Source organism: Pseudomonas sp. UBA6753, from assembly GCF_002453565.1.
Classification (GTDB): domain Bacteria; phylum Pseudomonadota; class Gammaproteobacteria; order Pseudomonadales; family Pseudomonadaceae; genus Aquipseudomonas; species Aquipseudomonas putida_Z.
This window is the reverse complement of sequence record NZ_DKHD01000043.1, coordinates 16,200-33,224: the sequence shown is the minus strand read 5'-3', so window position 1 is coordinate 33,224 and position 17,025 is coordinate 16,200. Positions and strand designations below refer to the sequence as shown.

16 protein-coding genes are annotated in these 17,025 nt (G+C 61.9%); 12 read left to right on the top strand and 4 right to left on the bottom strand.

Translation table 11 applies throughout. The features are described 5' to 3' along the window. Window positions 1–61: 61 nt before the first annotated feature. Entirely contained in the window at window positions 62–817 is a 756-nt protein-coding gene (locus B2790_RS16920; RefSeq protein WP_085664005.1) for a GntR family transcriptional regulator, read from the bottom strand. A 282-nt stretch (window positions 818–1,099) separates the two neighbouring features. Here B2790_RS16920 and B2790_RS16915 point away from each other — a divergent pair, with 282 nt between their 5' ends. Further along, window positions 1,100–2,449: an NCS2 family permease gene (locus B2790_RS16915; RefSeq protein ID WP_013973528.1), complete on the top strand. Its 1,350-nt coding sequence runs from the start codon at window positions 1,100–1,102 to the stop codon at window positions 2,447–2,449. Between the two features lie 244 nt (window positions 2,450–2,693). On the opposite strand, the gene uraH is transcribed toward B2790_RS16915, so the two are convergent. Then, window positions 2,694–3,047: a hydroxyisourate hydrolase gene (gene uraH / locus B2790_RS16910; RefSeq protein WP_003259496.1), complete on the bottom strand. Its 354-nt coding sequence runs from the start codon at window positions 3,045–3,047 to the stop codon at window positions 2,694–2,696. Window positions 3,048–3,446: 399 nt separating this feature from the next. Here uraH and puuE point away from each other — a divergent pair, with 399 nt between their 5' ends. From puuE to B2790_RS16875, 7 genes are all read left to right on the top strand, one after another. After that, window positions 3,447–4,373 carry an allantoinase PuuE gene (puuE, locus tag B2790_RS16905; RefSeq protein WP_013973531.1) on the top strand — a complete coding sequence of 309 codons (927 nt, stop codon included), beginning with the start codon at window positions 3,447–3,449 and terminating at the stop codon, window positions 4,371–4,373. After that, window positions 4,373–4,888 carry a 2-oxo-4-hydroxy-4-carboxy-5-ureidoimidazoline decarboxylase gene (gene uraD, locus B2790_RS16900; protein ID WP_025340030.1) on the top strand — a complete coding sequence of 172 codons (516 nt, stop codon included), beginning with the start codon at window positions 4,373–4,375 and terminating at the stop codon, window positions 4,886–4,888. The genes puuE and uraD overlap by 1 nt, the downstream gene beginning before the upstream one ends. Window positions 4,889–4,944: 56 nt before the next feature. Further along, the gene (locus B2790_RS16895; RefSeq protein WP_003259500.1) at window positions 4,945–5,448 is read left to right on the top strand and encodes an ureidoglycolate lyase; all 504 of its coding nucleotides are present in this window, start codon (window positions 4,945–4,947) and stop codon (window positions 5,446–5,448) included. 59 nt (window positions 5,449–5,507) lie between these two features. Beyond that, window positions 5,508–6,836, top strand: coding sequence for a urate hydroxylase PuuD (locus tag B2790_RS16890; protein WP_013973534.1), 1,329 nt, complete (start codon window positions 5,508–5,510; stop codon window positions 6,834–6,836). Window positions 6,837–7,058: 222 nt separating this feature from the next. After that, window positions 7,059–8,414 carry a nucleobase:cation symporter-2 family protein gene (locus tag B2790_RS16885; RefSeq protein WP_013973535.1) on the top strand — a complete coding sequence of 452 codons (1,356 nt, stop codon included), beginning with the start codon at window positions 7,059–7,061 and terminating at the stop codon, window positions 8,412–8,414. A 136-nt stretch (window positions 8,415–8,550) separates the two neighbouring features. Continuing rightward, on the top strand, window positions 8,551–9,336 hold the full coding sequence (locus tag B2790_RS16880; RefSeq protein WP_075045891.1) for an outer membrane protein OmpK: 786 nt from the start codon (window positions 8,551–8,553) through the stop codon (window positions 9,334–9,336). A 352-nt stretch (window positions 9,337–9,688) separates the two neighbouring features. After that, window positions 9,689–10,471, top strand: a complete 783-nt coding sequence (locus B2790_RS16875; RefSeq protein WP_025340033.1) for an outer membrane protein OmpK — start codon at window positions 9,689–9,691, stop codon at window positions 10,469–10,471. Between the two features lie 199 nt (window positions 10,472–10,670). On the opposite strand, the gene B2790_RS16870 is transcribed toward B2790_RS16875, so the two are convergent. Next, entirely contained in the window at window positions 10,671–11,585 is a 915-nt protein-coding gene (locus tag B2790_RS16870) for a DUF808 domain-containing protein (RefSeq protein ID WP_286919277.1), read from the bottom strand. A 132-nt stretch (window positions 11,586–11,717) separates the two neighbouring features. Between B2790_RS16870 and B2790_RS16865 the strand changes: the two genes are divergently transcribed. After that, window positions 11,718–12,329 (top strand): TetR/AcrR family transcriptional regulator, encoded by a 612-nt coding sequence (locus B2790_RS16865; RefSeq protein WP_015271167.1) that lies wholly within the window; start codon window positions 11,718–11,720, stop codon window positions 12,327–12,329. 135 nt (window positions 12,330–12,464) lie between these two features. Here B2790_RS16865 and B2790_RS16860 read toward each other — a convergent pair whose 3' ends face one another. Then, a complete protein-coding gene (locus tag B2790_RS16860; protein ID WP_013973539.1) occupies window positions 12,465–12,905 on the bottom strand; it encodes a GlcG/HbpS family heme-binding protein in 441 nt (146 codons plus the stop codon). Window positions 12,906–13,162: 257 nt separating this feature from the next. On the opposite strand from B2790_RS16860, the gene gcl reads away from it, so the two are divergent. The 3 genes from gcl to B2790_RS16845 all read left to right on the top strand — a co-directional run bounded on the left by gcl (window position 13,163) and on the right by B2790_RS16845 (window position 16,854). Then, window positions 13,163–14,938: a glyoxylate carboligase gene (gcl, locus tag B2790_RS16855; protein ID WP_015271168.1), complete on the top strand. Its 1,776-nt coding sequence runs from the start codon at window positions 13,163–13,165 to the stop codon at window positions 14,936–14,938. Window positions 14,939–15,006: 68 nt separating this feature from the next. Beyond that, window positions 15,007–15,789, top strand: coding sequence for a hydroxypyruvate isomerase (gene hyi, locus B2790_RS16850; protein WP_286919276.1), 783 nt, complete (start codon window positions 15,007–15,009; stop codon window positions 15,787–15,789). Window positions 15,790–15,960: 171 nt separating this feature from the next. Continuing rightward, window positions 15,961–16,854 carry a 2-hydroxy-3-oxopropionate reductase gene (locus B2790_RS16845; protein ID WP_025340037.1) on the top strand — a complete coding sequence of 298 codons (894 nt, stop codon included), beginning with the start codon at window positions 15,961–15,963 and terminating at the stop codon, window positions 16,852–16,854. Window positions 16,855–17,025: the final 171 nt, after the last annotated feature.

Here is a 17,025-nt window from a genome sequence, read left to right as displayed (position 1 = left end):
CCCACAGGTTTTGCACATGGCCTACATTACGCGATCGCCCCTCGATCACCCAGGCAAACGATCAACCCTTGATCGATACCTTGGGCTTTTTCAACAGATGCGAGAACACCGCATGCAGATCGTCCGAGGCACTCTCCTCGTCCAGGTTCAGCTTGCTGTCGATGTGGTCCATGTGGTGCATCATCAGGCTCACCGCCTGCTCGGCATCGCGCGCCTCGATGGCATCGATCAGCTGCATGTGTTCGTCATACGAGCAATGCGAGCGGTTGCCGCTTTCGTACTGGGCAATGATCAGCGAGGTCTGCGACACCAGGCTGCGCTGGAAGCTGACCAGCGGCGCATTACCTGCGGCCTCGGCCAGCTTGAGGTGAAATTCGCCGGAAAGACGAATGCCGGCACCGCGGTCACCACGGGAGAAGCTGTCGCGCTCCTCACGCACCATCTGCCGCAGCTCGTTGAGCTGCTCGAGGGTAGCGTGCTGCACGGCCAGTTCGGTGATGGCCCGTTCGACCATGCGCCGGGAGAAGAACACCTGGCGGGCCTCTTCCACCGTCGGGCTGGCCACCACCGCGCCGCGGTTCGGCCGCAACAGCACCACGCTTTCGTGGGCCAGGCGCGATAAGGCGCGGCGGATGATGGTGCGGCTGACGCCGAAGATCTCGCCCAGCGCTTCCTCGCTCAACTTGGTGCCCGGTGCCAGACGCTGCTCGAGGATCGCCTCGAAAATATGCGCGTAGACGATGTCGTCCTGGGTACCACTGCGGCCAGCCTTGCCGGTACGCGCAGGTTTCTTCAGAGGTTGCAGCTGTTCGTTCATGGGCTCTCGAGGCACGAAGGAAAGTATGGCGCCATTGTACACAGGCTGAGCCGTTTCTGCAGGTGGCCTTTTACCTATATAGCCGTTGTACGACGCATTGCGCACACAAAACATAAAACATTATTTGCATTCTTTGTACACAAAAGCATAATCCACCGAGCAACTTCTTGACCCACAAGTCAACAAACCGGTCAGACGTCTGCCTTCCCTCGCGGAGCCGCCAAGTGCATTGCTCAGGCCCCTGGCTCCATAACAACAAGAAAGACTTGAGGAGTACTCGCTGTGGAAAGCCGCAAATCCGAAGCCCCTACGCTGGATCTTGCCCCACCGCTCGAAACGAGCTGGCTGGAGCGGATTTTCAAACTCAAGCAACACGGCAGCACCGTCAGAACCGAAATGATCGCCGGGGTGACCACCTTCATCACCATGGCCTACATCATCTTCGTCAACCCCAACATCATGGCCGACGCCGGCATCGACCACGGTGCCGCCTTCGTCGCCACCTGCATCGCCGCCGCGCTGGGTTGCCTGCTGATGGGCCTGTACGCCAACTGGCCGGTAGGCCTGGCACCGGGCATGGGGCTTAACGCCTTCTTCACCTACACCGTGGTCGGCACCATGGGCTACAACTGGGAAACGGCACTGGGCGCAGTCTTCGTCTCGGGTGTGCTGTTCATGTTCCTGACCTTGTCGAAAGTGCGCGAATGGTTGCTCAACAGCATCCCGGTCAGCCTGCGCCATGCCATGGGGGCCGGCGTCGGATTGTTTCTCGGGCTGATCGGCCTGAAGACGGCAGGCATCATCGTCGACAGCCCGGCCACGCTGATCAAGCTGGGCTCGCTGCATGAACCGGGGCCGCTGCTGGCCGCGGTGTGCTTCCTGCTGATCGCCATCCTCAGCTACAAGCGGGTGTTCGGTGCGATCCTGATCAGCATCATCGGTGTCACCCTGGCCGGCTGGGGTCTGGGCCTGGTGAAATTCGGCGGGGTGATGTCGATGCCGCCAAGCCTGGCACCGACCTGGATGGCCATGGATGTGGCCGGCGTGTTCAACGTCAGCATGATCAGCGTGGTGCTGGCGTTCCTGTTCGTGCACATGTTCGACACCGCCGGCACCCTGATGGGCGTGGCGCAGCGGGCCAACCTGGTGGCACCGGACGGGCGTATCGAGAACCTGTCGAAGGCGCTGAAGGCTGACAGTGCCTCAAGTGTGTTCGGCGCCGTGGTCGGCGTGCCGCCGGTGACCAGCTATGTGGAAAGTGCTGCCGGCGTGGCCGCAGGTGGTCGTACCGGCCTGACTGCCGTGGTGGTCGGCCTGCTGTTCATCGCGGCGATGTTCTTCGCCCCGCTGGCCGGGATGATTCCGGCCTATGCCACCGCCGGTGCGCTGATCTACGTGGCAATGCTGATGATGGGCAGCATGGCGCATATCCACTGGGACGAGGCCACCGACAGCATTCCGGCGATCGTCACGGTGATCATGATGCCGCTGACGTTCTCGGTCGCCGACGGTATTGCCCTGGGCTTCATCAGCTATGTGGCATTGAAAGCAGGTACTGGCAAATACAAGGAAATCTCCGCCAGTCTGTGGGTGCTGTGCGCGATCTTCATTGCCAAGTTCGTGTTCCTCTGAACCCTGCTGCACCAACCAAGGGCGCCTAGGCGCCCTTTCTTTATTTCTACAGCCTGTACCGGCCTCTTCGCGGGCTTGCCCGCTCCCACAGGATCACCACAGCCTTAAAACCCGGCGCCGTACCTGTGGGAGCGGGCAAGCCCGCGAAGAGGCCGGTGCAGGCGATACAAAAACAGCAGACGAAAAAAAGCCCGCCAGTGTGAGAGCGGGCCAAAGGACCTACGAAGATTCTTCTAGCGACCAACTAGCTTCCACGATAGGTCGAATAGCTGTACGGCGAGATCAGCAGCGGCACGTGGTAGTGCTCCTGCTGCTCGTCGATGCCAAAGCGCAGCACGACAACATCCAGGAACGCCTGGGCCGGCAGCTGTACACCGCGAGCGCGGTAGTAGTCGCCAGCGCTGAACTGCAGCTGGTAGACGCCGGTACGGTAGTCGTCACCCTGCAGCAGCGGCGCGTCGACACGGCCATCGCTGTTGGTCAGGGCGGTGTTCACCAGCTCCAGCTGCTGGCCTTCGACACGGTACAGCTCGACCTTGATCGAGCTGCCCGGGCAGCCATGCGCGGCATCCAGTACGTGTGTGGTCAAACGTCCCATTGCTTGTCGCCTCTTGTTCAATCTGTGGGCAAAAAATACACGGCCATCATCACGCCAAAGGGCCTGAGATGTGCGGGAATGACGCCATTAAGACATTCCATCGCCAAATTGTACACAATTTTTTGAGCCCTTCTGTCGCACCCGCCGTTTCTTACCCATAAACGACCCATCGGTCGCAAATACAGGCGCCGTAAAGACGTCAACGTCATTAGCTGACCAATCAGGCAGGTTTCTTGCACTGTTTTTCCAGGTCGCTGCGAGGCGACAAAAGGGAAGAAATGCGGAAAAACAGGCTTACAAAAGATTTCAGAAGTTGTATACAATCAGCCCATCCGGTGGTGCGACATACCGACGCGGTCCGCCCACCCCCCGCACTAACGCACAAGAAGGAAGACTGCAGTGAGCGCTGACTACCCTCGCGACCTGATCGGTTACGGCAACAACCCTCCTCACCCGCAATGGCCGGGCAACGCTCGCATCGCGCTGTCTTTCGTCCTCAACTACGAGGAAGGTGGCGAACGCAACATCCTGCACGGTGACAAGGAGTCCGAAGCATTCCTCTCGGAAATGGTCGCCGCCCAGCCACTGCAGGGCGTGCGCAACATGAGCATGGAATCGCTGTACGAATACGGCAGCCGCGCCGGCGTGTGGCGCCTGCTGAAGCTGTTCAAGGACAGCGGCGTGCCACTGACCATCTTCGCCGTGGCCATGGCCGCCCAGCGCCACCCCGACGTGATCCGCGCCATGGCCGAGGCCGGCCATGAAATCTGCAGCCACGGCTACCGCTGGATCGACTACCAGTACATGGACGAGGCCCAGGAGCGCGAGCACATGCTCGAAGCCATCCGCATCCTCACCGAAATCACCGGCGAGCGCCCGCTGGGCTGGTACACCGGCCGCACCGGCCCGAACACCCGTCGCCTGGTGATGGAGGAAGGTGGCTTCCTGTACGACAGCGACACCTATGACGACGACCTGCCCTACTGGGAGCCGAACAACCCTACCGGCAAGCCGCACCTGGTGATCCCCTACACCCTCGACACCAACGACATGCGCTTCACCCAGGTACAGGGCTTCAACTGCGGCGAGCAGTTCTTCCAGTACCTGAAGGACGCCTTCGATGTGCTGTACGCCGAAGGCGCCGAAGCACCGAAAATGCTGTCCATCGGCCTGCACTGCCGCCTGGTCGGCCGCCCGGCACGCCTGGCCGCACTGAAGCGCTTCGTCGATTACGCAAAAAGCCATGACCAGGTCTGGTTCGCCCGTCGCGTGGACATCGCCCGCCACTGGCACGCCACCCACCCGTACAAGAAAGAGAACGCCTGATGACCGCCTTCAACACCCTCAAGCCATCCGCCCTGGGCCGTGACGCCTTCGTCAAGGCATTCGCCGACATCTACGAGCACTCGCCGTGGGTAGCCGAAAAAGCCTACGACCTGGGCCAACTGGGCGAGCTGGACGAGATCGAGGCGCTGCACCAGCGCATGAGCGACATCCTGCTCAGCGCCAACCACGCCGACCAGCTGGCGCTGATCAACGCTCACCCGGACCTGGCCGGCAAGGCCGCCATCCAGGGCGAGCTGACTGAATCGAGCACCAACGAGCAGGCCGGCGCCGGTATTCACCAGTGCACCGCCGAAGAGTTCGCCCGTTTCACCGAGCTGAACGACGCCTACAAGGCCAAGTTCCAGTTCCCGTTCATCATGGCGGTAAAAGGCAGCAACCGGCACCAGATCCTCGCCTCCTTCGAAAAACGCATCCACAACGATGCCGATGCCGAATTCAAGGAAGCCCTGGCGCAGATCAACCTGATCGCCCTGTTCCGCCTGCTGCAGCTGTAAAGCCGCCGCAACGCTTGAGCCTTATCCAGAACAACGAACATAGAAGAGATATCCGCATGCGCACCCTGATGATCGAGCCCCTGACCAAAGAAGCCTTCGCCCCTTTCGGAGACGTGATCGAAACCGACGGCAGCGACCACTTCATGATCAACAACGGCTCGACCATGCGCTTCCACAAGCTCGCCACGGTCGAAACCGCCGAGCCTGAAGACAAGGCGATCATCAGCATCTTCCGCGCCGACGCGCTGGACATGCCGCTGACCGTGCGCATGCTGGAACGCCATCCGCTGGGCAGCCAGGCTTTCATCCCGCTGCTCGGCAACCCCTTTCTGATCGTGGTCGCGCCAGTTGGCGATGCACCTGTATCAGGTTTGGTCCGAGCCTTCCGCAGTAATGGCAGGCAGGGCGTCAATTACCATCGCGGCGTCTGGCACCACCCGGTGCTGACGATCGAAAAGCGGGATGACTTCCTGGTGGTTGATCGCAGTGGTTCCGGCAACAACTGCGACGAGCATTACTTCACCGAGGAACAGATGCTGGTCCTCAATCCCCACCAATAAGAAAAGGTCGGTCATTCAAGGGCAATGCCCGAGCGGGTGACCGGCAAGAGGTACATACTGTGGAAGCACACCTTCACGAATGGCTGAACCTGAGCATTCGCTGGGTTCACATGATCACCGGTGTCGCCTGGATCGGTGCATCGTTCTACTTCGTCTGGCTGGAGAACCACCTGAACCGAAGCAACCCGCGCGATGGGTTGTCGGGTGATCTCTGGGCAATTCACGGCGGTGGTATCTACCACCTGGAGAAATACAAGCTCGCACCCCCGAAAATGCCCGAGAACCTGCACTGGTTCAAATGGGAAGCCTACTTCACCTGGATGTCCGGTATCGCCCTGCTGTGCGTGGTGTTCTACTGGAACCCGACCCTGTACCTGCTGGCCCCTGGCAGCACCCTTAGCGGTGCCGAAGGCGTGGCCATCGGTATCGGCTCGCTGATCGCCGGCTGGTTCATCTACGACTTCCTGTGCGACTCGCCCCTGGGCAAGAAGCCAGCGCTGCTCGGTGCTGTACTGTTCGTGCTGATCATCGCCGCGTGCTGGGGCTTCAGCCTGGTGTTCAGCGGCCGTGGTGCGTACCTGCACACCGGCGCGATCATCGGCACCATCATGGTCGGCAACGTGTTCCGCATCATCATGCCGGCCCAGCGCCAGCTGGTGGCTGCGATCGAGAACAACCAGACCCCAGACCCGGTACTGCCGGCCAAGGGCCTGCTGCGCTCGCGCCACAACAACTACTTCACCCTGCCGGTGCTGTTCATCATGATCAGCAACCACTTCCCGAGCACCTACGGTAGCCAGTACAACTGGCTGATCCTGGCCGGTATCGCAGTAGCCGCGGTCCTGATCCGCCACTACTTCAACACCCGCCACGACAGCAACAAGTACGCCTGGACCCTGCCAGTCGGCGCCCTGGCGATGATCTGCCTGGCCTACGTCACCGGTCCGAAACCGATGGCCGTCAGCCCTGAGCAAGCCGCGGCGAAGGTCGAGTACCAGCCACTGCCTGCGACCGCTGTAGGTGGCAAGACCGCTGCCGAGCAACGCGCCGAGGACGCCGCCAAGGCTGCCGCAGCGCCTGCCGCGCCGGCCGAAGCCCCTGCCCAGGCCACCGCCCAGGCTGGCGGCGAGAGCTTCGACAAGATCCACAATGTCATCCAGGAACGCTGCACCGTGTGCCACTCGTCCAAGCCGACCAGCCCACTGTTCAGCGCCGCCCCTGCCGGCGTGATGTTCGACACCCCGCAGCAGATCCAGGCCCAGGCCGCGCGCATCCAGGCGCAAGCGGTCGCCAGCCAGATCATGCCGCTGGGCAACATCACCCAGATGACCACCGAAGAGCGCAAGCTGGTCGGTGACTGGATCGCCAAAGGCGCCCCGGTCAACTGATAGCACCTCGCCAGGCAACCCGTTCCCAAGGGGGATCACCCTGTGGGAGCGGGCGTGCCCGCGAAGAGGCCGGCAAAGCCAGCCTCAGGCTTCATGTATTACGCAACAAGCAAGCATCGAGCGTTCAGCGTCAGGCGGGAACCCCAGGCTCTCTTCCCAGTGAGCCTGCCGCCTGAGGCCGGCGCTTGGATCCGAGAATAAAAACAAAACTCGAGGTGCTGCATGTCCGAGTCACGCAAGGCGTACATCCCTGTTGCGCCGCCGCGCGAGCCCTTGCCCCTGTTCCAACTGATCCTGGTTGGCCTGCAACACGTTCTGCTGATGTACGGTGGCGCCATCGCCGTGCCATTGATCATCGGCCAGGCCGCCGGGTTGTCCCGTGAAGAAGTCGCTTTCCTGATCAACGCCGATCTGCTGGTCGCTGGCGTCGCTACCATCATCCAGTCCTTCGGTATCGGCCCGGTGGGCATCCGCATGCCGGTAATGATGGGTGCCAGTTTCGCTGCCGTCGGCAGCATGGTGGCCATGGCCGGCATGCCTGGCGTGGGCCTGCAGGGGATCTTCGGCGCGACCATCGCCGCCGGGTTCTTCGGCATGCTGATCGCGCCGTTCATGTCCAAGGTCGTACGCTTCTTCCCGCCACTGGTCACCGGCACGGTGATCACCTCGATTGGCCTGTCGCTGTTCCCGGTGGCAGTCAACTGGGCCGGTGGCGGCCAACAGGCAGATACCTTCGGCTCGCCGATCTACCTGCTGGTGGCCGGCCTGGTGCTGGCGGTAATCCTGCTGATCAACCGTTTCATGCGCGGTTTCTGGGTCAACGTGTCGGTGCTGGTGGGCATGGGCCTGGGCTACATCCTGGCCGGCTCCATCGGCATGGTCGACCTGTCGGGCCTGAACGACGCACCGTGGCTGCAAGTGGTGACCCCACTGCACTTCGGCATGCCGACCTTCAGCCTGGCACCGATCCTGTCCATGTGCCTGGTGGTGGTGATCATCTTCGTCGAGTCCACCGGCATGTTCCTGGCCCTGGGCAAGGTGACCGATCGTGAAGTTACCCCAGGGATGCTGCGCCGCGGCCTGCTGTGCGATGCCGGCGCGTCGTTCATCGCCGGCTTCTTCAACACCTTCACCCACTCCTCGTTCGCCCAGAACATCGGCCTGGTGCAGATGACCGGGGTGCGCTGCCGCTATGTCACCATCGTGGCCGGTGCACTGCTGATCCTGCTCAGCCTGCTGCCCAAGGCGGCCTTCCTGATTGCCTCGATCCCGCCTGCGGTACTGGGCGGCGCGTCCATCGCCATGTTCGGCATGGTCACCGCCACCGGGATCAAGATTCTCCAGGAGGCGGACATCGGCGACCGTCGCAACCAGCTGCTGGTTGCGGTGAGCGTCGGCTTCGGGTTGATCCCCGTGGTGCGTCCGGAGTTCTTCGCCCAGATGCCCCAGTGGATGGAACCCATCACCCACAGTGGCATCGCCATGGCCACGGTCAGTGCCCTGGTGTTGAACGTGCTGTTCAACATCCTTGGTGGTGCCGACCGCGCGGTGCACAACGAAGCCTGTCACCAGCATTGAGCAAGGGGGGCGGCGCACTGCCGCCCCGCCTCGAATTCGCCGTAAACGCTACACCGTCGGCCCGCCGGAATGGGCCGTCCGGGGCGCCTGTGCGCCAAAAAAACCCAACAAAAACAATAAGTCCGGGAACCACAACATGAAACGCATCACCTCGTCCCTCTTGCTGGGCAGCAGCCTGCTGGCCACCCTCCCCGCCCACGCTGGCGAATGGCTGCAGTGGCATGGCGAAAGCCTGACCTACCTGTACGGCAAGGATTTCAAGGTCAACCCACGCATCCAGCAGACAGTGACCTTCGAGCACGCCAACAAATGGAAGTACGGCGATACCTTCATGTTCGTCGACAAGGTCTTCTACAACGGCAAGCCCGACCCAGGCAAAGGCGTGACCAGCTACTACGGTGAGTTCAGCCCGCGCCTGTCGTTCGGCAAGATCTTCGACCAGAAGCTGGCGTTCGGCCCGATCAAGGACGTGCTGCTGGCCATGACCTACGAGCGTGGCGAGGGCGACAACGAGGCCTACCTGATCGGCCCCGGCTTCGACCTGGACATCCCCGGCTTCAACTACTTCACTCTCAACTTCTACCTGCGCAACACCGAAGGCAGCCGCCCCGGTGACAACGTCTGGCAGATCACCCCGGCCTTCTCGTACACCATTCCGGTGGGCAAATCCGACATTCTGATCGACGGTTACATGGACTGGGTGGTCGACAACGACCAGACCCGCCGTGGCACCTACCACGCCAACCTGCAGTTCAACCCACAGGTCAAGTACGACCTGGGCAAAGCCCTGAACCTGGGCGCCAAGCAGCTGTACGTGGGGATCGAGTACAGCTACTGGAAGGACAAGTACGGCATCGACAGCCAAGGCAATATCGACAGTAACCAGAGCGTCACCAGTGCCCTGATCAAGGTGCACTTCTAGAAAGCTGACCAAACGCACAAGTTTGTACCACACTGCTCCAGGACGGAGCACTTGAGGCAAGGCGCGCAAGCCAGTAATCTGCGCGCCCCCTCGATCAGGGCAGAAGGGATTCTGCCTGCGTTTACTGACCGCTCAGTCAATGAATTCGGGCGGTTGGCCAACGTGTTGCCAGCCTGAAAGACCCTTTTCATCCGTTCAGAACGAAGTCGAGCAGGAAGGTTTTGCCAGCCCAGGAAAGTTGGCTCAACCCTTGCCAAACAGCTGTGGCCTATCGAAAAAAGCTGACTCAAAAGACAAAAAAGCGCCAACAACGAGCGCTGACAATAGATCAATCAAGGGAGCGACACTCGCAATGCGTACCATCAACAGCCTGATCCTCGCCGGCGGCCTGCTGGCCTGTGGCACCACCTTCGGCGGCGACCTGCTGCAATGGCAGAACAACAGCCTGACCTACCTGTGGGGCAAGAACTTCAAGGTCAACCCGTCGATCCAGCAAACCGTGACCTTCGAGCACGCTGATGGCTGGAAGTACGGCGATAACTTCATCTTTGTCGACAAGATCTTCTACCAGGGCCAGAAAGATGAGGGCAATGGCCCGAACACCTACTACGGCGAAATCAGCCCGCGCCTGTCGTTCGGCAAGATCTTCGACCAGAAGCTGGCCTTCGGCCCGGTCAAGGACGTGCTGCTGGCGATGACCTACGAGTTCGGCGAAGGTGATACCGAGTCGTACCTGATCGGCCCTGGCTTCGACCTGGACATCCCTGGCTTCGACTACTTCCAGCTGAACTTCTACAACCGCACCACCGACGGCAGCCGCGCTGGCGACAACGTGTGGCAGATCACCCCGGTGTGGTCGTACACCATTCCGGTCGGTTCGTCCGATGTGCTGATCGACGGTTTCATGGACTGGGTGGTGGACAACGACGAGAACCGCCGCGGCACCTACCAGGCCAACCTGCACTTCAACCCGCAGATCAAGTATGACCTGGGCAAGGCCTTGCACCTGGGCGAGAAGCAGCTGTATGTGGGTGTGGAGTACGACTACTGGAAGAACAAGTACGGCATCAAGGATTCCGATGCCTTCACCACCGACCAGAACACCATGAGCTTCCTGCTCAAGGTTCACTTCTGACTTGAAGCGTTGGGGCCGCGCTGCGGCCCATCGCCGGCAAGCCGGCTCCCACCTCGACCGCGCTGCCTTCAGGCCTGTGCAGTACCTGTGGGAGCTGGCTTGCCGGCGATGAGGCCCTGCCAGGCAACTCAAGACAGTTGCTCCCACACTGTGGGAGCGGGCTTGCCCGCGAACCGGGGCAACGCCCCGGCCATGCAACTCAGGTGGCCGGCCGAACCGCCCGCCACAGTTTCCCCGCAATGCCCACCACCGCCAGCACCACGGCACCGGCCACAACCCCGACACCGCCGTTCAGCAGCGCCACGGTCAACGCCCCGCCACGCCCTTCACTGAACGCCTCGATGGCGTGATGCAGCGGCCCGATGCCATGCACCAGGATCCCGCCACCGACCAGGAACATGGCCGCCGTGCCGATCACCGACAGGCTCTTCATCATGTATGGCGCGGCACGCAGAATGCCGTTACCCACCGCCCTGGCCAGGCTTGATGCCTTGCGGGTCATCCACAGCCCCAGGTCATCGAGCTTGACGATACCGCCCACCAGCCCGTACACGCCGATGGTCATGACCACCGCGATACCCGACAGCACGACGATCTGCTGGGTCAACGGCGAGTCGGCAACGATGCCCAGGGTGATGGCGATGATTTCCGCCGAAAGGATGAAGTCGGTACGTACCGCGCCCTTGATCTTGGCTTTCTCGAACGCCACCAGGTCGACATTGGCATCGGCCACCGCCTCCTTGAGCGCTTCATGCTCGGCGTCAGTCTCGGCCTTGCTGTGCAGGAACTTGTGCGCCAGCTTCTCGAAACCCTCGAAGCACAGGTAGGCGCCGCCCAGCATCAGCAACGGCGTCACCGCCCAGGGGATGAACGCACTGATCAGCAGCGCCGCCGGCACCAGGATGGCCTTGTTCACCATCGAGCCCTTGGCCACAGCCCACACCACCGGGATCTCGCGCTCGGCACGCACCCCGGTGACCTGCTGGGCATTCAGCGCCAGGTCATCGCCCAGCACGCCTGCGGTCTTTTTCGCCGCCACCTTGGTCATCACCGAGACGTCATCAAGCACCGTGGCGATGTCGTCGATCAGTACCAGTAGACTGCTTCCTGCCATGTTTGCCTGTATCCAGAAGAGTGAGTGCCCAGGATTCTAGCCCAAAGCCGCTGCCTTGAGCGCCCGTCGAGCCCGGTGCTACCATGCCCGATCCCTCTTAGAGGTGGCCAGACACGAGGAAGATCCCTGACCATGAGCACCATTCGCGAGCGCAACAAGGAACTGATCCTGCGCGCGGCCAGCGAGGAATTCGCCGACAAGGGCTTCGCCGCCACCAAGACCAGCGATATCGCGGCCAAGGCCGGCCTGCCCAAGCCGAACGTGTATTACTACTTCAAATCCAAGGACAACCTCTACCGCGAGGTCCTGGAAAGCATCATCGCGCCGATCATGCAGGCGTCGACCCCGTTCAATGCCGACGGTGACCCGAAGGAAGTGCTGAGTGCGTACATCCGCTCGAAGATCCGCATTTCCCGCGACCTGCCGCATGCGTCCAAGGTGTTCGCCAGCGAGATCATGCACGGTGCCCCGCACCTGTCGCCGAACCAGGTAGCGCAGCTGAACGAGCAGGCGCGGCATAACATCGAGTGCATCCAGCGCTGGATCGACCGCGGGCAGATCGCCCATGTGGATGCGCATCACCTGATGTTCAGCATCTGGGCAGCGACCCAGACCTATGCCGATTTCGACTGGCAGATCTCTGCGGTGACCGGCAAGGCCAAGCTGGCCGACAGCGATTATGATGCGGCGGCGGAGACCATCATCCGCATGGTGCTCAAGGGCTGTGAGCCTGAGCTAGCCTGACAGGGCCAGTGGGGCTGCCTTGCAGCCCATCGCCGGCAAGCCAGCTCCCACAGGGCCCGCCACAGACCTTGAAAACTGTGGTGTACCTGTGGGAGCTGGCTTGCCGGCGATGGGGCCGGAACAGGCGATAGAGAATTAGGCTGCTACACCCGCATCCGCCTTCAACCCCACCTCCTCGATCGCACTGATCGCGCACTGCTCGTCGATATCCGACGTATCCCCGCTGATCCCTACCGCACCCAGCACCTTGCCGTCCTGATCACGCACCAGCACGCCACCCGGCGCCGGCACCACCGGCCGCTCGCCCAACCCGTTCAGCGCGGCAAAAAATGCCGGCCGCTGCTGCGCGTCCAGCGCCAGCAGGCGCGAGCCCTTGCCCAGGGCAATCGCACCCCAGGCCTTGCCGGTGGCCACCTCCGGCCGGATCAGGCTGGCGCCATCCTCGCGTTGCAGCGCCAGCAAGTGGCCGCCGGCATCCAGCACCGCCACGGTCAGTGGCGCGGCATTGATCTTGCGGCCCGCCGCCAGCGCGGCATTCACCAGGCTGACCGCGACTTTCAGGTTCAAAGCGTTCATGGAAAGGTCCTCTTCTTGTTGTGAGAAGCCCTGAGGGCAGTTGAAAACCGATAGAACAAATAGAACACAACGAAAGATATTTTTGTATACAATATTTTGAAACGATCGTATGCGATGGCGCAAACCTCCGTTTTCACGGGCGCTCGAACGAAAGCGACGTCCGCCGACGAAAACCCGTTGACCTAAGCGGCCAGCCGTGAATACACTCTGGCACAAAGCAAGTTGTATACAATTACAAAATCGATGAGGCACAAACCATGAGCAAAATGAGAGCAATCGATGCAGCCGTTCTGGTCATGCGCCGTGAAGGTGTAGATACCGCGTTCGGCATCCCGGGGGCTGCCATCAACCCGTTGTACTCGGCCCTGAAGAAAGTCGGTGGCATCGATCACGTCCTCGCTCGTCACGTCGAAGGCGCCTCGCACATGGCCGAGGGTTACACCCGTGCCAACCCGGGCAACATCGGCGTGTGCATCGGCACCTCCGGCCCAGCCGGCACCGACATGGTCACCGGCCTGTACAGTGCCTCCGCCGACTCCATCCCGATCCTCTGCATCACCGGCCAGGCCCCACGTGCCCGCCTGCACAAGGAAGATTTCCAGGCTGTCGACATCACCAACATCGTCAAGCCGGTCACCAAGTGGGCCACCACCGTCCTGGAGCCAGGCCAGGTGCCTTACGCCTTCCAGAAGGCCTTCTATGAAATGCGCACCGGCCGCCCAGGCCCGGTATTGATCGACCTGCCGTTCGACGTGCAGATGGCCGAAATCGAATTCGACATCGACGCCTACGAACCGCTGCCAGTGCACAAGCCGTCCGCCACCCGCGTACAGGCCGAAAAAGCCCTGGCCCTGCTCAATGACGCCGAGCGCCCGCTGCTGGTAGCCGGTGGCGGCATCATCAACGCCGACGCCAGCGACAAGCTGGTCGAGTTCGCCGAACTGACCGGTGTACCGGTAATCCCGACCCTGATGGGCTGGGGCACCATCCCGGACGACCACGCACAGATGGTCGGCATGGTCGGCCTGCAGACTTCGCACCGCTACGGCAACGCCACCCTGCTGAAATCCGACCTGGTGTTCGGTATCGGTAACCGCTGGGCCAACCGCCACACCGGTTCCGTCGACGTCTACACCGAAGGCCGCAAGTTCGTGCACGTGGACATCGAGCCGACCCAGATCGGCCGCGTGTTCACCCCGGACCTGGGTATCGTTTCCGACGCCGGCAAGGCACTGGACGTGTTCCTCGAAGTGGCCCGCGAGTGGAAAGCCGCTGGCAAGCTGAAGTGCCGCAAGGCCTGGCTGGAAGACTGCCAGGAGCGCAAGGCCACCCTGCAGCGCAAGACCCACTTCGACAACGTGCCGGTCAAGCCGCAGCGCGTCTACGAAGAAATGAACCAGGTATTTGGCAAGGACACCTGCTACGTCAGCACCATCGGTCTGTCGCAGATCGCCGGCGCGCAGTTCCTGCACGTGTACAAGCCACGCCACTGGATCAACTGCGGCCAGGCCGGCCCGCTGGGCTGGACCATCCCTGCCGCCCTCGGTGTGGTCAAGGCCGATCCGAAGCGCAAGGTGGTCGCACTGTCGGGTGACTACGACTTCCAGTTCATGATCGAAGAGCTGGCGGTGGGCGCACAGTTCAACCTGCCGTACGTGCACGTACTGGTGAACAACGCCTACCTGGGCCTGATCCGTCAGGCGCAACGTGGCTTCGACATGGATTACTGTGTACAACTGGCGTTCGAGAACATCAACTCGACCGACGCCGCCACCTACGGTGTCGACCATGTCGCCGTGGTCGAAGGCCTGGGCTGCAAGGCCATCCGTGTATTCGAGCCGGCCGAGATCGCCCCTGCCCTGCTCAAGGCACAGAAGATGGCCGAAGAGTTCCGCGTACCGGTGGTGGTCGAAGTGATTCTCGAACGTGTGACCAACATTTCCATGGGCACCGAGATCAACGCGGTCAACGAGTTCGAAGACCTGGCCCTGGTCGGCAACGACGCGCCAACCGCCATCTCGCTGCTGGACTGATCGCCTGACGCCCCCGTGCCGGCCCCTACCTGAGGGCGCCGGGGGCCTTCATCGCAAGGAGACACAACATGCCTCGCTTCGCTGCCAACCTGTCCATGCTGTTCACCGAACAGGACTTCCTGGCCCGCTTCAAGGCTGCCGCCGATGCTGGTTTCAGCGGCGTCGAATACCTCTTCCCGTACGATTTCAGCGCTGCCGAGATCAAGCAACAGCTGGACGCCAACGGCCTGACCCAGGTGCTGTTCAACCTGCCGGCGGGCGATTGGGCCAAGGGTGAGCGCGGTATCACCTGCCACCCTGACCGCGTCGAGGAATTCCGCGCCGGTGTCGACAAGGCCATCGAATACGCCAAGGTGCTGGGCAACACCCAGGTCAACGCCCTGGCCGGCATTCGCCCACAAGGCCCGGACTGCGCCACCGTGCGCAAGACCTTCGTGGAAAACCTGCGCTACGCCGCCGACAAGCTGAAAGCCGCCGGGATCCGCCTGGTCATGGAAATGATCAACACCCGCGACATCCCCGGCTTCTACCTGAACACCACCAAGCAGGCCCTGGAAATCCAGGCCGAGGTTGGCAGCGACAACCTGTTCCTGCAGTACGACATCTACCACATGCAGATCATGGAAGGTGACCTGGCTCGTACCATGGAAGCCAACCTGAAACTGATCAACCACATCCAGCTGGCCGACAACCCCGGCCGCAACGAGCCAGGCACCGGCGAGATCAACTACCGCTTCCTGTTCGAGCACCTGGAGCGCATCGGCTACCAGGGCTGGGTGGGCGCGGAGTACAAGCCGCTGACCACCACCGAAGCGGGCCTGGGCTGGCTGAAGACCCATAACGCAATCTGAACGGCTGAACGCTAGCCCCCTGTGAAACACGAAACCCTGTGGGAGCGGGCATGCCCGCGAACACCGGCATAGCCGGTGCCATCCACCGAGTCGCCTGTTTCGCGGGCATGCCCGCTCCCACAGGGATTGCGGTCTGCTTGAGACATCACAAATACAAAGAGGCACATTCTCATGGCTAAAATCGGTTTCATCGGCACCGGCATCATGGGCAAGCCCATGGCTCAGAACCTGCAGAAAGCAGGTCACAGCATCTTCGTTTCCACTCACCACGACGCTGCCCCGGCCGACCTGATCGCCGCCGGTGCCGTGGCCCTGGCCAACCCGAAGGAAGTTGCCCAGGAAGCCGAGTTCATCATCGTCATGGTCCCCGACACCCCGCAGGTCGAGAGCGTCCTGTTCGGTGACAACGGCGTGGCCGAAGGCGTGGGCCCAAACAAGGTCGTGATCGACATGAGCTCGATCTCCCCTACCGCTACCAAAGCCTTCGCCGAGAAGATCAAGGCCACCGGCGCTGCCTACCTGGACGCCCCGGTGTCCGGTGGCGAAGTCGGTGCCAAGGCCGCGACCCTGAGCATCATGGTCGGTGGCTGCCCGAAAGCCTTCGAGCGCACCCTGCCGCTGTTCGAAGCCATGGGCAAGAACATCACCCGCGTCGGTGGCAATGGCGACGGCCAGACCGCCAAGGTGGCCAACCAGATCATCGTTGCCCTGAACATCCAGGCCGTTGCCGAAGCCCTGCTGTTCGCCGCCAAGAACGGCGCTGACCCGGCCAAGGTACGTGAAGCACTGATGGGCGGCTTCGCCTCGTCGAAGATCCTCGAAGTGCACGCCGAGCGCATGATCAAGGGCACCTTCGACCCAGGCTTCCGCATCAACCTGCACCAGAAGGACCTGAACCTGGCCCTGCAGGGTGCCAAGGAACTGGGCATCAACCTGCCCAACACCTCCAATGCCCAGCAAGTGTTCAACACCTGCCAGGCCCTGGGCGGCGGCAACTGGGACCACTCGGCGCTGATCAAAGGCCTGGAGCACATGGCCAACTTCTCGATCCGCGACGACAAGTAATTCGAATTCGGGGGCTGCTGCGCAGCCCAATCGCCGGCAAGCCAGCTCCCACAGGGACCGCACAATCCCTCAATCCTGTGCTGTACCTGTGGGAGCTGGCTTGCCGGCGATGAATTCAACACCTTTGTACCTGCGACCACAGGTTCAAAGGTGGCACCGAGCAACACCCGC

What these genes read in the sequence shown, in the direction of transcription:
- B2790_RS16870 (WP_286919277.1), bottom strand. Translation starts at nt 11,585, where the DNA reads ATGGCAGGAAGCAGTCTACTGGTACTGATCGACGACATCGCCACGGTG.
- uraD (WP_025340030.1), top strand. Translation starts at nt 4,373, where the DNA reads ATGACCGCCTTCAACACCCTCAAGCCATCCGCCCTGGGCCGTGACGCC.
- B2790_RS16860 (WP_013973539.1), bottom strand. Translation starts at nt 12,905, where the DNA reads ATGAACGCTTTGAACCTGAAAGTCGCGGTCAGCCTGGTGAATGCCGCG.
- hyi (WP_286919276.1), top strand. Translation starts at nt 15,007, where the DNA reads ATGCCTCGCTTCGCTGCCAACCTGTCCATGCTGTTCACCGAACAGGAC.
- gcl (WP_015271168.1), top strand. Translation starts at nt 13,163, where the DNA reads ATGAGCAAAATGAGAGCAATCGATGCAGCCGTTCTGGTCATGCGCCGT.
- B2790_RS16880 (WP_075045891.1), top strand. Translation starts at nt 8,551, where the DNA reads ATGAAACGCATCACCTCGTCCCTCTTGCTGGGCAGCAGCCTGCTGGCC.
- B2790_RS16895 (WP_003259500.1), top strand. Translation starts at nt 4,945, where the DNA reads ATGCGCACCCTGATGATCGAGCCCCTGACCAAAGAAGCCTTCGCCCCT.
- uraH (WP_003259496.1), bottom strand. Translation starts at nt 3,047, where the DNA reads ATGGGACGTTTGACCACACACGTACTGGATGCCGCGCATGGCTGCCCG.
- B2790_RS16845 (WP_025340037.1), top strand. Translation starts at nt 15,961, where the DNA reads ATGGCTAAAATCGGTTTCATCGGCACCGGCATCATGGGCAAGCCCATG.
- B2790_RS16875 (WP_025340033.1), top strand. Translation starts at nt 9,689, where the DNA reads ATGCGTACCATCAACAGCCTGATCCTCGCCGGCGGCCTGCTGGCCTGT.
- B2790_RS16885 (WP_013973535.1), top strand. Translation starts at nt 7,059, where the DNA reads ATGTCCGAGTCACGCAAGGCGTACATCCCTGTTGCGCCGCCGCGCGAG.
- B2790_RS16920 (WP_085664005.1), bottom strand. Translation starts at nt 817, where the DNA reads ATGAACGAACAGCTGCAACCTCTGAAGAAACCTGCGCGTACCGGCAAG.
- B2790_RS16865 (WP_015271167.1), top strand. Translation starts at nt 11,718, where the DNA reads ATGAGCACCATTCGCGAGCGCAACAAGGAACTGATCCTGCGCGCGGCC.